This window comes from Nocardioides sp. (assembly GCF_024509035.1).
Lineage (GTDB): Bacteria > Actinomycetota > Actinomycetes > Propionibacteriales > Nocardioidaceae > Nocardioides.
Map to the genome: position 1 here is coordinate 1 of NZ_JANINT010000026.1, position 12926 is coordinate 12926.

Sequence of the window (12926 nt, forward strand, 5' to 3'; positions counted from 1 at the left end):
TCGTGCACCGGGTCGTGGTGCTCGAAGGAAGCTGCGAGGTGGGTCTTGCGGTGCGCCTCGCCTCGGGTCATCCGGGTCTGGTGTGCCCACCAGTTCGCCAGCGACGTCGCGCCGGACTGGTTGGCCACGCCCACGGCGTCGGCATGGGAGGCGAGCCGGGCCTCGAGCTCAGCAGCTCGGGCGATCACCCGGGTCAGCTGGACCAACGTGGACGCAGTCTCGTGGACATCCATGGACCACATAGACGCGTCAGCAACCTGATCGAGAACCGAATCGATCTGAGTGACGGCGCGCGTGACCCGATGTGATGGGTGAGCTTGTGCGGTCATCGCCACTCCCGAGATGAAGTCGTGGCGGCAGTCTATCGCACGTGTGCTCGGAAAGTCAACACGCGGGTTGATGTTTCCGTGAGGCGGCGGCCCGAGAGCCGGGAGGAGGTCCGGGCCACGGCGAAACCGTCCCGCTTTGCTGCCGAACGACCGCAACCCGAAGCAGCCCGCAGCCCGACGTACATCCACCGCCGTGCGCGGGCTGCGGGGGCTCGACGAGCTCGACCACCGACGACGGGACGACCAATGGTCAGTCGGGGTAGCCGGCCATCCGGCCGCGTTCCCAGTGGGCGCAGGGGCGGGTGTTGGTGCGGCGGACGCCGGCGCAGGGCGGCATCCGGTCAGGACGCTCGAGGTCGTCGGTGTGGACGTCGCGGACCATGACCTCGCGGACCGGCTGGTAGGCCTTCTGCAGGACCATGCAGTCGCAACGGACCGCCATCGCGAGGAAGCGCTGCTCGAGCGCGGTCGCGGTGGGGGAGCGCAGGTCGCGGAAGCGCGTGGCCCACAGCAGGGTGGAGTCGCATCCGAACTCCGCGACCATCCGGTCGACGAAGCAGGCCAGGCACTCGCGCTCCTGCGGCTCGCGCTCCACGACCGCCGCCAGGTAGTGCTCGACCGCGTCGGCCACCGACATCTCGCCCATGAGCCCTGTCTATCGGCGGGCGCCGACATCCGGGAGGAACGGGCCCTAGGACCCTGGGGCACCGCGCGCGGCAGCGTGACCATGGGCGCGTGGAGCACGCGCGCGTCCGCGTCTACTGGCTGCCGCTCGGGGCGGGCGGGCGGATCGTGGCGCGCAACGGTCGCGCCTTCGAGGCCCGGGCCGCGCGGCGCGAGCACCGCGCCGCCTGCGAGCTCTTCCACGCCGCGCTCGAGGTCGAGGTGGGCGCGGCGTCGTACGTGATCGAGATGGCGCCGGCGTGGAGCCGCGTGGCGGAGGACCGCGGCGTCGTCGCGACGGGTCCGGTCGGGCTGCGGTGGCTCGGCGTCTCGCGGCTGTTCCGCTACGAGGTACGCCGGTGGCGTGACGGCGTGATCCCCGACCGCGAAGCCGCGATCGGCGGACCGGTGCTGGTGGACACCGACGCGATGCGCGCGGTCCACCTGCTCGCGCTGGTGCCGCTGGTGCCCGGCCTCACCTGGGGCCGCGACGAGCTCGAGCTCGGGGAGATGTGGAACTCCAACTCGCTGGTCTCCTGGCTGCTCGTCGGCAGCGGGCACGACGTCGACGGGCTCGCGCCGCCACCGGGCGGCCGGGCGCCCGGGTGGGACGCAGGACTGTGCCTGGCCCGCAGCTGGGACGACCTCGCGGCCTGAGTGCTGCGGGGGATCGGGACCTCAGGCCGGGTGCAGGATCGCCGCGAGCTCCTCGACGCCGTCGACGAGCCGGGTGCCCGGTCGCGCCCAGGACGCGTTGGCGTCGACGGGGTGCACCGGCACGCCCGTCGGGAGCACGTCCGAGGCCACCAGCTCCTCCGCCAGCGTCGTCGCCCCGGCGAGGTCGTAGCCGCACGGGGCGACCACCACGACGTCGGGTGCGGCCTCGTGGATGCTCTCCCAGAGCACCCGCTCGGACTTCGCCCCCGCCTTGCCGAGCAGCGGTACGCCGCCGGCCGCCTCGACCATCTCCGGCACCCAGTGCCCGGGCGCGTACGGCGGGTCGGTCCACTCCAGCAGCATCACGCGCGGGCGGGGTCGGCCCGCGACCCGCTGCGCCACGGCGTCCAGCCGCGCCCGCTGCGCGTCGACGAGCGCCGCAGCCGACTCGAGGTGTCCGGTGACCCGGCCGAGCTCGACGATCGAGGCGAAGACCTCGTCGAGCGTGTGGGGGTCGATGGTGAGGACCTCGGCCGTGCAGCCGAGGTGGGCGAGGGCGTCGTCGACCACCGAGACGTCGACCGCGCACACCGCGCACAGGTCCTGGGTGACGACGAGGTCGGCGTCGAGGCCGGCGAGGGCGTCCGCCGCCAGGTGGTAGAGGTCCTCGCCCCGGGCCATCGCGCCGACGACGTACGCGTCGATCTCCGCCGGCGTCAGCCCGTGCGGCATCGCCGAGGTGGAGACGACGGTGCGGGTGCGGGCCTCGGGTGGGAAGTCGCACTCGAACGTCACGCCGACGACGTCGTCGCCGGCGCCGATCGCGAACAGGATCTCGGTCGTGGAGGGGAGCAACGAGACGATCCGCACGCACCGACCCTAGGGGGAGGCCCGGGGTCGGTGCGTGCGGATCGGGTGGTGCCGCTGGCTCAGACGGTCTTCAGCGCCAGCTCGGTCATGTCGATCGAGAGCGGGATCGAGGGCGCCGTGGCGTCCATCGACATCGCGCTCGTGTAGACGATGAACTTGCCCTGGCGGGCGAACAGCGAGTTGAACACCATGGTGGTCGTCTGCGTCCCGGTCTTGCAGGTCGACCGCATCTGGTAGCCCCAGCGCTCGTCGCCGAGCGTGAACTTGATCTTCTTCATCGAGGTCTTGCAGTCGGGGGTGCCGCCACCGCCGCCGCTACCACCGCCGCCGGGGGTGGAGCCGGGGCAGTCCTTGGTGTACTTCGAGTAGCCGTGCAGGTAGGCGATCGCGGCCTTGGTGTTCGGGAACTCCATGGCGGTCGCGGACACGCCCGGGTGTGCGCCGGTCATCGTGAAGACGTCCGGGTCGCCGGAGCTGTAGTCCGGGGAGTACGACGCGCTCGTCTGCGAGGCGCCCTTGATCACCTTGGTCTTGCACTTCTTGGCGGGCCCGTAGACCTTGCTCGTGCTCACGCTCGCGGTGCCGCCCTCGAGGTGCGGGTAGATCTTCGCGACGGCGTCGATCGTCGGGACCTCGGCGGCCGCGTTGGCGGCCGGCGCCAGGGCGACGACGGTGAGGGCGGGGGCGGCGAGCGCGATCAGCGCCCGGGTCAGCCAGCGGCGGTGCATGGTGTCTCTCTCTCGTTGAGCGAACTGGGTGTCTCGGCCTGTGTGAGGACCTGTGGGAGGACCCTGTCGCGGCCCGCTTGAGGTCGACTGGGAGCTGACTTGGAGTCTCGATACGCTCGCCTCGCTCGCAACCCGACCACCGGAAAGGTCGCATGGACGACCCCACGCTCACCGTGCTCGTCCTGCTCGGCCTGGCGGGGCTGGCGGCAGGGTTCGTCGACGCGGTCGTCGGCGGGGGCGGGCTGATCCAGCTGCCGGCGCTCCTGCTCGGGATGCCGTCGGCAGCGCCCGTGCAGGTGCTGGCCTCCAACAAGCTCGCCTCGATCTGCGGCACCACGATGAGCAGTGCGACCTACTACCGCCGCATCCGCCCCGACCCGCGGACGTTCGGACCGCTGATGCTGTTCGCGTTCGCCGGGTCGGCCGCGGGCGCGGTGGTCGCGAGCCACATCCCCGGTGACGCCTTCCAGCCGATCGTCCTCGTCGCGCTGGTCGTGGTGGGCGGCTACGTCCTGCTGCGGCCGACGTTCGGCGAGGAGACGCTCCTGCGCTTCGCCGGCCACCGGCACACCACCGCGGCGGTGCTCACCGGCGTGGCGGTCGGGTTCTACGACGGCGCGCTCGGCCCGGGCACCGGCAGCTTCTTCGTGATCACCCTGGTGGGCCTGCTGGGCTACAGCTTCCTCGAGGCCTCCGCCAAGGCGCGCCTGGCCAACTGGGCGACGAACCTCGCGGCGCTGTGCGTGTTCGTGCCCCAGGGTGCCGTGGTCTGGCACGTCGGCCTGGTGATGGGCGCCTGCAACCTGGTCGGCGGCTACCTCGGGGCGCGGACGGCGGTCGCGCGCGGCGCCCGGTTCGTCCGGGTGTTCTTCGTGGTGGTCGTCGCGGCGTTCGTGGTCCGCATCGGCGGCGAGGTCGTGGGGCTGTGGTCGTGAGGTGGGGCTCGTGACGGGCTACCTCACGATCGCCCGCGACGCCGAGGCCGAGATCGAGGTCAAGCGGTCGCGGTTCCTCTGCGCGCTGGTGCGGGTCGAGGACGAGGCCGCCGCGCGCGCGGTGGTCGACCGGATGCGGCGCGAGCACTGGGACGCGCGGCACCACTGCTCGGCGTTCCGGATCGGGCCCGGCCCACGTCCCGAGGTGGAGCGCTCCTCCGACGACGGCGAGCCCGCCGGCACCGCCGGCGCCCCGATGCTCGAGGTGCTCCGCGGGCACGCCGGCGAGGGCGTCGGCGACGTGGTCGCGGTCGTCACCCGGTGGTTCGGCGGCACGCTGCTCGGGGCCGGCGGACTGGTGCGCGCCTACGGGGACGCCGTACGGGCCGGGCTGGAGGAGGCCGGCACCCTGCGCCGCACCCTGGTGCGCGAGCACCTCCTCGAGCTCGACCACGCCGACGCGGGCCGGATCGAGAGCGAGCTGCGCTCCCGGGGGATCGCGGTGCTGGACACGGCGTACACCGCGCGGGTGACGCTCCGGCTCGGCGTGCCGCCCGCGGAGGAAGCGCGACTGGCGGCGCTGCTCGCCGAGCTGACCGCGGGCACGGCGGAAACGCAGGTGGCCGGCGAGACCTGGGTCGATAGCCTGCTTCCATGAGCTCACCCCACGAAGCCGCTCGCTTCGCTCACGCCTCCGCGGGGACCCCGACATGAACCCACCCCACGAAGCCGCTCGCTTCGCTCACGCCTCCGCGGGGACCCCGACATGAGCATCCCGGTGGACCTCGCCGACGTGCCGAAGACCCTCGAGGACTTCGACCGCGGCTACCTCCTCACCACGACCGACGGGCGGGTCAAGGCGGTCTCGGTGCGCGCGGTGCCTGCCGACGGTGCGCTGCGGGTCGCCAACCCCGGCCGCGGATCGGTCGCCAACGTGGGCGCGAACCCGACGGCGACCCTGCTGTTCCCGCCCGCGGAGAGCGGCGGCCTCACGCTGCTGGTCGACGGCTCGGCCGTGGCCGAGGGGGACGACGTGGTGATGACGCCGAGCAGCGCGATCCTGCACAGGTCCGTGGGCGGGGCCGTCGGAGCGGTGGTCCCATGAGCACCTCGCCGTTCTGGGTCAGCGCGTTCCTCGACTTCGCCCCCGGCGACTTCGAGCCGGCCGTGGCGTTCTGGCAAGGAGTGACCGGGTACTCGCTCTCCGAGCGCCGCGGTGTCGACGGCGCGTTCGCCACGCTCGTGCCACCCGACGCCGACGACTACCTGCGGGTGCAGCGGCTCGAGGACGGCGATGGCCGCGTGCACCTCGACCTGCACGTCGAGAACCCCACGATCGCCGCCGAGGCCGCGATCGAGCTGGGTGCCCACGTGCTCATGCGGCACGAGCAGGGGTACGTCGTGCTCCGCTCGCCGGGCGGCTTCGTGTTCTGCTTCGTGCGCCACCACGCCTCGCGGCGTCCCGCGCCGGCGACCTGGCCGGGCGGCAACAGGTCGGCCGTCGACCAGGTCTGCCTCGACCTCCCGCCCGAGCACCACCGGGCCGAGGTCGTGTTCTGGCAGGCGTTGACCGGCTGGGACTTCCAGGACTCGGTGTCCCCGGAGTTCTCCCGGCTCCACCCGCCGGCCGACCAGCCGCTGCGCTGGCTGCTGCAGCGGCTCGACGACCCGGGCGGGGAGGTGCGGGCGCACCTCGACCTGGCCACCGACGATCGGGAGGCCGAGGCCGCCCGGCACGTCGCGCTCGGCGCGCGCATCGTGCGGGTCCACGAGCACTGGACGGTCATGGCCGACCCGGTCGGGACGACGTACTGCATCACCGGGCGGAAGCCGTGACCGGCGCCATGAACGACGGCCCGGAGCGCGCGGCGCTGCAGGGGTTCCTCGACCACAACCGCGACGTGCTGCGTCGCAAGTGCAGCGGCCTGAGCGCCGAGCAGCTCGCCCTCCGGCACCCGCCGTCGACGATGACGCTCGGTGGCATGCTCAAGCACCTCGCCTGGGTCGAGGCGTTCTGGAGCCGGCGGGTGTTCCTGGGCCAGCCCATGGCCGAGCCGTGGGCGTCGGGCGGCTGGAAGGACGACGACGACTGGGAGTGGCACTCGGCCGTCGACGACTCACCCGAGGACCTGTGGTCGCTGTTCGAGGCCGAGGTCGCCGCTGCGGACGAGATCTACGCGGCCGCCCACCTCGACGACCAAGCGACACGCGCGGATCCGCACAGCGGTGATCGCGCCACCGTCCGGTGGATCCTGCTGCACCTGCTCGAGGAGTACGCCCGCCACAACGGCCACGCGGACCTGATCCGCGAGTCGATCGACGGCGCCACCGGGGAATGAGCCCGGCGGCTCAGACCTGCTGGTGCAGGCAGAGGACGTTGCCGTCGGGGTCGAGGAACCAGGCAGCCTTGGTCGCGCCGTCGTCGAAGACGTGGTCGACCGTGGTGAAGCCGGGCTGGTCGTAGTCCTCGAACCGCACGCCGCGCGACTCGAGGTCGGCGATCGCAGCCGTGATGTCCCCGACCTCGAAGCTCACGGCGGTGTTGGGCGAGGGCCGCACCTCCGGCAGCGGGCGCAGGGTGAGGTGGTGGCCGCCGGCGAGGCGGAACAACAGCTCGCCTGCGGGGGTCGTGCCGTCGTGGGGCAGCCCGAGACCTGTCTCGTAGAACTCCTGGGCGCGCGCGACGTCCCCGATGGGGAGCATCACCGCGACCACGCTGTCGGTCAGTGACATGGGGCACCTCCTGGGTCGGTCCAGCGTGCTCCCGGACCGCGAGCCGGCGCAATGGCCCGGCGCGACGCTGCTGCGAGCTCGGCCCGTCCCCCTCACGTGGGGTCGGCGAACCCCGGCAGCGACTCGGTGAGGATCTGCCGGAACGGCGCCTCGCACTCCAGCTGGCACAGCACGCCGACGCCGGCGAGCCAGGTGCGGTGGATCAGCAGGTACGACGGCGGCAGGTTGACCTTCATGCCGACGGTGTACGCCGGGTCGCGAGGGTCGTTGATCCGCGCGAACTGCCCGCGCATCCACTCCCGGGAGAACCGGAACCGCTCGACCTTCGTGGGCTCGACGAACGGCGCGAGGTAGTCGAGCAGCTGCTGCGGGTCGACCTTCACCTTGTCCTTGATGAAGCCCTCGCGGCGCAGGCCCTCGGCCAGCTCGACGGGGTCGGCGATCGCCGCGACGCGCAGCAGCCGGCCCATCGCCTCGGGGAGGCCGCGCTCGGGCAGCCGGGCCACGGCGCCGAAGTCGAGCACGCCGAGCCGGCCGGGCTCGCCGTCGGGGCCGGGCAGCACCCGGTAGTTGCCGGGGTGGGGGTCGGCGTGCAGCATGCCGGTGCGCGCGGGGCCGGAGAAGAGGAACCGGACCAGCAGCTCGCCGTAGTGGTCGCGCTCCTCCTGGGTGCCCTCGGCGATCACCGACGCGAGCGACGCCGGGCTCTCGAGCCACTCGGTGACCAGCACGGTCTCGCCGACGGCCACCACGTCGGGCACCACGATGTCGGGGTCGCCGCGGAACGCCGCGGCGAAGGTCCGCTGGGCGTCGGCCTCGAGGCTGTAGTCGAGCTCGTCCTCGGCGCGCGCCTGCAGCTCGGCCACCAGTGGCTTGAGGTCGAGGCCGGGGATCAGGGGCGCGGCCGTACGGGCCACGCGCGAGAGCTGGCGCAGGTCGGCGCGGAGCGCGTCGCCGGCGCCGGGGTACTGCACCTTGACCGCGACCTCGCGGCCGTCGTGCCAGCGGCCCTTGTGCACCTGGCCGATCGACGCGGCGGCGGTCGGCCCGCCGTCGAGCCAGACGAGCTGCTCGCGCCAGTCGGGCCCGAGGTCGTGGGCGAGGATGTCGCGCACCGTCTGCGTCGGCATCGGCGGCGCCGCGTCCTGGAGCCGGGTCAGGTGCTCGCGGTAGGGGCCGGCGACCTGCTCGGGCAGCGCGGACTCCATGATCGAGAGCATCTGGCCGACCTTCATCGCGCCGCCCTTGAGCTCGCCGAGGGTGCGGAACAGCTGCTCGGCCGTGCGCTGCTGGATCTCGGTCATGACGGCCTCCGCCGGGGCGCCACCGATCCGCTTGCCCAGGCCGACCGCGCTCCGACCGGCGTACCCCAGCGGCAGGGCGGCCAGCTTGGCCGTCCGGGCCACTGCCTTGCGGGGGAGCTCGGTCACCCGGCCATTGTCCCCGACGGACACAACCGGGCCGCCGCATGGACGCGGTGCGGCGGGGTACGGTCCGCCGATGAGCTCGACGTACGACGCCGTCGTCATCGGCGCGGGCCCCAACGGACTGGTGGCCGCGAACCACCTGGTCGACCACGGGTGGTCGGTGCTCGTGCTGGAGGCGCAGCCCGACGTCGGTGGTGCCGTGGCCAGTGACCGGGAGCTGCACCCGGAGTTCGTGCACGACACGTTCAGCGCGTTCTACCCGCTCGCCGCGGCCTCGCCGTTCATCCAGGACTTCGGGCTGGACCGGCACGGTCTCGAGTGGACCCATGCCCCGGCGGTGCTCGGCCACTGCGTGCCGACCGGCCCGAGGGCCAGCCAGCAGGAGGGGGAGTGGGCCCTGCTGCACCGCGACCGCGAGGTCACGGCTGCGCTCATGGACGCCCAGCACCCCGGCGACGGCGACGCCTGGCTGGCGCTGTGCGGCGAATGGGACCGCATCGGCGACGCCGTCATCGGGGCGCTGCTCACGCCGTTCCCGCCCGTGCGGCCGGGGATCGCCGCGCTCGCCAAGCTGCGGTCGGTGGGCGGGCTGCGGTTCGTCCGCGAGCTCCTGACGCCGGTCGCCGACCTCGGACGCCACCGCTTCGGCGGCGTCGCGCCACGGATCCTGCTCGCCGGCAACGCCGGGCACGCCGACATCCCGCTCAACGCCCCCGGGTCGGGGCTGATGGGCATCGTGATGTCCATGCTCGGCCAGACCGTCGGATTCCCGGTCCCGGTCGGCGGGGCCGGCGTGCTCGCCCACGCCCTGGCCGACCGGCTGCGGGCCGCGGGCGCAGACATCCGCTGCGACGCCGAGGTCACGGCCATCGAGGTCGAGGGCAGGCGCGCGGTCGCCGTACGCACCGCCGACGGCGAGCGGTACGCCGCGCGCCACGCGGTGATCGCCGACGTGGCCGCGCCGCACCTCTACGGCCGCCTGGTGCCCGCCGCCGCGCTGCCCTCGCGGGTCGTCACCGCGATGCGCTCCTTCGAGATGGACCCGGGCACGGTCAAGGTCGACTGGGCGCTCGACGGGCCGGTGCCGTGGCGGGTGCCGCCGCCCCACGACCCCGGCACCTTCCACGTGGCCGACTCCGTCGAGCAGATCGCCGAGGCGATGCACCAGGTCACCTCGCAGACGATCCCCGCGGAGCCCTTCATGCTCGCGGGCCAGATGACGACCAGCGACCCGACGAGGTCGCCGGCCGGCACCGAGTCGATGTGGGCCTACACCCACGTGCCTCACGACACCGTCCGCGACGCCGGCGACGGCACCGTCCGCGGCGTGTGGGACGAGGGTGACCGCGAACGGTTCGCCGACCGCATGCAGGCACGCATCGAGGCGCTCGCGCCGGGATTCGGGTCACGCGTGATCGCCCGCCGCGTCCTCGGCCCACGCGAGCTCGAGGCCCGCGACGCGAACCTGATCGGCGGCGGTCTCAACGGAGGCACGGCGCAGCTCCACCAACAGCTGGTGTTCCGGCCGATGCCCGGCCTCGGGCGCGCGGAGACGCCCGTGCGGGGGCTCTACCTGGGCTCGGCCGCGGCGCACCCGGGCGGCGGTGTGCACGGCGCGCCCGGCATGAACGCCGCACGTGCCGCCATCGCCCACCGCCGGGTGCGCGTGCTGCGTTGAGCGACTCCTGGGCCTCGGTGGTGCTCCCGGTCAGGGAACGGCCGGCGGCTCCTCGACGGGAGGCTCGGTCGGGACCGCGGCCAGGCAGGTGGCCAGGCGCGCCTCGGCCTTGTCGAGCCGCTGCTGCTGCGCCTTCTTGGTCTTGGCGGCCTTGGCCTCGGCTGCCTGTGCCTTGCGAAGCAGGTTCTTGGCCTGGGCCTTCTCCCGCGGCGTCGTGGCGGCGGCGACCGCGGCCTCGGCGTCGGTGACCGCGACGTGCGAGCGCTCGAAGACGGCCGTGACCCGCGCGAGCGCGTCCTCCGCCTTCGCGACCTGGGTGGTCTGCCTGGCGCAGGGCGCTGCCGGGTCCGTGGCGTCGCCGGCCTGCGCGATGCCGGCCACGCCGGTGGTGAGCACGATCGTCGCGGCGGCGGCGGCGAGCGTGCGCGTGAGCCGGCCAGTCGTGTGGCCCATGTGGGTCCTCCTCGTAGATGTCCCCCGATAGATGTCCCCCGACACGGGGGTCATCGGTCGGGGGACCTGCCTGCTTGAGGAGCCCGGACTGCCGAAGGGGCAGGGTCGGACCCGCCCGGGTCAGACGCGCGGGTCAGGCGCCCGGGTCAGACGCTCGGGTCAGACGCCCGGGTCAGACGCTCGGGTCAGACGCTCGGCGGGGTCGGCGGGGTGTAGTGCGTGGGCGGCACCGACGGGCCGTAGGTCACGTACTCCTCCGACGGCATCAGGATCCACAGGATCGGGTAGATCAGCAGCTGGCTGCCGGGCAGCACCATCAGCACCAGCACGAACAGGATCCGGGCCGCCCACGGGTCGAGGCCGAAGCGACGACCCAGACCGGCGCACACGCCGCCGAGGACCCGGTGGTCCCGCGGCCGTACGAGCCCGTTGCCGGCGAAGGTCTGGTGGATGTCGTTCATGGTGGTGCACTTCCTCTGGTGACGGGGCTGGTGTCCCGGGTGTCTCCCCGGTACCTCCACTGTGCGCCTCCTCGCGGACGCCGCACATCGGGAGCAGCCCTGCCCCGACCCTGAGTTCGGACCGAGGAGCACTCGGGGGCCGGGACCCAGGGCCCGGGCGGGTCGAGCCCTTCTCCTCTGGCCGTGCGCGGCGCGGGCGCGCGAGGGTCGGAGGATGGAAGGGGTGGTTCCGCCCCGCCCAGCGGTCGACGCGCGAGCGGGCAGCGAGGGGACTCGGATCGACCTCGACGACGTCAGTCGCCACTTCGAGGTCGGTGACACGGTCGTCAAGGCCCTCGACGACGTCAATCTGCACGTCGACGAGTCGGCGTTCGTCGTCGTGCTCGGCGCGTCGGGGTCCGGCAAGACCACGCTGCTGAACCTCATCGGGGCGCTCGACGCTCCCACGTCGGGGACCGTGCGGCTGGCCGGCGTCGAGCTGACCACCGCGTCCCGCGCCGAGCGGACCAGGGCCCGACGCAGCACGGTCAGCTTCATCTTCCAGAGCTTCAACCTGTTCCCGGGCCTCACAGCGCTGGAGAACGTCCAGTTCGGCGCGGACGTCGCCGGGCGGGAAGCCCCCGACGCCGTCGCTCGCGAGGTCCTCCACCAGGTGGGCCTGGGGGACCGGGCCGACCACTTCGCCCACCAGCTGTCCGGTGGCGAGCAGCAGCGGGTGGCCATCGCCCGCGCGCTCGCGACCGGCAACCCCATCCTGCTCGCCGACGAGCCCACCGGTGAGCTCGACTTCCGCACCGGCGTGCAGATCCTGGAGCTGCTGCGTGCCCAGGCCGAGGTGGGCAAGACCGTCATCGTCGTGACGCACAACAGGGAGATCTCCCGGGTCGCGGACCGGGTCATCGAGCTGTCGAGCGGCCGGATCGTCGCCGATGGGCCTCCGGTCGGCGGTCCGGCCGCCATCGACGACCTGCACTGGTAGGCCGCGGTGGCACAGACCGGGCTCTGGATCCGCTGGTCGTGGCGCGACCTGCGCCGGCGCTGGCCGGTCGTGACCGCGATCGCGCTGGTCATCGCGCTCGGGACCGGCACGTACGCCGGCCTGATGAGCACGTCGGCGTGGCGCACCCAGTCCAACGACGAGAGCTTCGCGCTGCTGCACACCCACGACCTGCGGGTCGCCCTCCCGAGCGGCAGCACCACCGACGAGGGCCGGCTCCTCGCGGCCGTCGCGGCGATCGACCACGCGCGCGACGTCGACGCCGCCCGGGAGCGGCTGGTGCTGCCCACCCAGGTCGCCGGTCCCGACGACCTCCTCGTCACCGGCGAGCTGATCGGGACCGACACCCGGCCCGGCGCGCCCGTGGACGCCGTCCACGTCACGAGCGGTCGAGGGCCGACCTCCGACGAGGACGGCGCCGCCGTGGTGGTGGCCGACGAGGCGTTCGCGGACAAGAACGACCTGCCGGTCGGCAGCCGGCTGACGGTCTCGGGCGGACAGGCCCTCGAGGTCATCGGTCGGGGCCAGTCGCCCGAGTACTTCTTCGTCACCGGCGGCGAGGGAGGCGTGCCGTTCCTCACCCAGAAGGGGTACGGCGTCCTCTTCGCCTCCCTGCACACCGTCCAGCGGGCAGCCGGCGCTCCGGGACAGGTCAACGACCTGGTGCTCACCCTGCGCCCGGGAGCCGACCGCGACGTGGTCGCGGCCGAGCTCACCGACGCCCTCGAGAACGCGGCGCAGCCGCTCGCCGCGGACATCACCACCCGCGAGGAGATCGACGCCTACCGCGTCCTGTACGACGACATCGACGGCGACGAGCAGCTGTGGCGGATCGTCGCGCTGCTCGTGCTGCTCGGCGCCGCCTTCGCGTCGTTGAACCTGACCACGCGCGTCGTGGAGGCCCAGCGCCGCGAGATCGGCATCGGCATGGCCCTCGGCGTCCCGACCCGCCAGCTGGCCCGGCGCCCGCTGCTGTTCGGCGCCCAGATCGCGCT

Annotated in this window: 16 protein-coding genes and 1 pseudogene; 9 read left to right on the plus strand and 8 right to left on the minus strand. The window is 73.4% G+C overall.

What is annotated here, in order from left to right; translation table 11 throughout:
• Window positions 1-233 (minus strand): annotated as a pseudogene (locus tag Q0L15_RS02710) (HNH endonuclease); the annotation flags it as partial.
• 346 nt (window positions 234-579) lie between these two features.
• Complete coding sequence (locus Q0L15_RS02715) at window positions 580-975, minus strand: DUF2695 domain-containing protein (protein ID WP_296602058.1); 396 nt, start codon at window positions 973-975, stop codon at window positions 580-582.
• Between the two features lie 89 nt (window positions 976-1064).
• Between Q0L15_RS02715 and Q0L15_RS02720 the strand changes: the two genes are divergently transcribed.
• Window positions 1065-1649, plus strand: a complete 585-nt coding sequence (locus Q0L15_RS02720; protein WP_296602059.1) for a hypothetical protein — start codon at window positions 1065-1067, stop codon at window positions 1647-1649.
• A 21-nt stretch (window positions 1650-1670) separates the two neighbouring features.
• On the opposite strand, the gene Q0L15_RS02725 is transcribed toward Q0L15_RS02720, so the two are convergent.
• A complete protein-coding gene (locus tag Q0L15_RS02725) occupies window positions 1671-2519 on the minus strand; it encodes an ABC transporter substrate-binding protein (RefSeq protein WP_296602061.1) in 849 nt (282 codons plus the stop codon).
• A 59-nt stretch (window positions 2520-2578) separates the two neighbouring features.
• Window positions 2579-3247 (minus strand): hypothetical protein, encoded by a 669-nt coding sequence (locus Q0L15_RS02730; protein ID WP_296602062.1) that lies wholly within the window; start codon window positions 3245-3247, stop codon window positions 2579-2581.
• A 152-nt stretch (window positions 3248-3399) separates the two neighbouring features.
• Between Q0L15_RS02730 and Q0L15_RS02735 the strand changes: the two genes are divergently transcribed.
• From Q0L15_RS02735 to Q0L15_RS02755, 5 genes are all read left to right on the plus strand, one after another.
• Window positions 3400-4182 carry a TSUP family transporter gene (locus Q0L15_RS02735; RefSeq protein WP_296602064.1) on the plus strand — a complete coding sequence of 261 codons (783 nt, stop codon included), beginning with the start codon at window positions 3400-3402 and terminating at the stop codon, window positions 4180-4182.
• 10 nt (window positions 4183-4192) lie between these two features.
• Window positions 4193-4840, plus strand: a complete 648-nt coding sequence (locus Q0L15_RS02740; protein WP_296602065.1) for a YigZ family protein — start codon at window positions 4193-4195, stop codon at window positions 4838-4840.
• A gap of 108 nt (window positions 4841-4948) precedes the next feature.
• Complete coding sequence (locus tag Q0L15_RS02745) at window positions 4949-5287, plus strand: pyridoxamine 5'-phosphate oxidase (RefSeq protein ID WP_296602067.1); 339 nt, start codon at window positions 4949-4951, stop codon at window positions 5285-5287.
• Entirely contained in the window at window positions 5284-6018 is a 735-nt protein-coding gene (locus Q0L15_RS02750) for a VOC family protein (RefSeq protein ID WP_296602069.1), read from the plus strand. The genes Q0L15_RS02745 and Q0L15_RS02750 overlap by 4 nt, the downstream gene beginning before the upstream one ends.
• Entirely contained in the window at window positions 6015-6521 is a 507-nt protein-coding gene (locus Q0L15_RS02755) for a DinB family protein (RefSeq protein ID WP_296602071.1), read from the plus strand. Before Q0L15_RS02750 ends, Q0L15_RS02755 begins: the two co-directional genes overlap by 4 nt.
• Window positions 6522-6531: 10 nt before the next feature.
• Here the strand turns inward: Q0L15_RS02755 and Q0L15_RS02760 are convergent, their stop codons facing one another.
• Both Q0L15_RS02760 and Q0L15_RS02765 read right to left on the minus strand, forming a co-directional pair.
• The gene (locus tag Q0L15_RS02760) at window positions 6532-6915 is read right to left on the minus strand and encodes a VOC family protein (RefSeq protein WP_296602072.1); all 384 of its coding nucleotides are present in this window, start codon (window positions 6913-6915) and stop codon (window positions 6532-6534) included.
• Window positions 6916-7007: 92 nt separating this feature from the next.
• The gene (locus tag Q0L15_RS02765) at window positions 7008-8345 is read right to left on the minus strand and encodes an AarF/ABC1/UbiB kinase family protein (protein WP_296602074.1); all 1338 of its coding nucleotides are present in this window, start codon (window positions 8343-8345) and stop codon (window positions 7008-7010) included.
• Between the two features lie 70 nt (window positions 8346-8415).
• Between Q0L15_RS02765 and Q0L15_RS02770 the strand changes: the two genes are divergently transcribed.
• Complete coding sequence (locus tag Q0L15_RS02770; RefSeq protein ID WP_296602075.1) at window positions 8416-10020, plus strand: NAD(P)/FAD-dependent oxidoreductase; 1605 nt, start codon at window positions 8416-8418, stop codon at window positions 10018-10020.
• 30 nt (window positions 10021-10050) lie between these two features.
• Here Q0L15_RS02770 and Q0L15_RS02775 read toward each other — a convergent pair whose 3' ends face one another.
• Window positions 10051-10473: a hypothetical protein gene (locus Q0L15_RS02775; protein ID WP_296602076.1), complete on the minus strand. Its 423-nt coding sequence runs from the start codon at window positions 10471-10473 to the stop codon at window positions 10051-10053.
• 185 nt (window positions 10474-10658) lie between these two features.
• Complete coding sequence (locus tag Q0L15_RS02780; RefSeq protein ID WP_296602077.1) at window positions 10659-10934, minus strand: PspC domain-containing protein; 276 nt, start codon at window positions 10932-10934, stop codon at window positions 10659-10661.
• Between the two features lie 214 nt (window positions 10935-11148).
• On the opposite strand from Q0L15_RS02780, the gene Q0L15_RS02785 reads away from it, so the two are divergent.
• Together Q0L15_RS02785 and Q0L15_RS02790 are read left to right on the plus strand one after the other, a co-directional pair.
• A complete protein-coding gene (locus tag Q0L15_RS02785; protein WP_296602079.1) occupies window positions 11149-11913 on the plus strand; it encodes an ABC transporter ATP-binding protein in 765 nt (254 codons plus the stop codon).
• Between the two features lie 6 nt (window positions 11914-11919).
• Window positions 11920-12926: ABC transporter permease (locus Q0L15_RS02790; RefSeq protein ID WP_296602080.1), on the plus strand; the 1007-nt coding region annotated here is incomplete at its 3' end.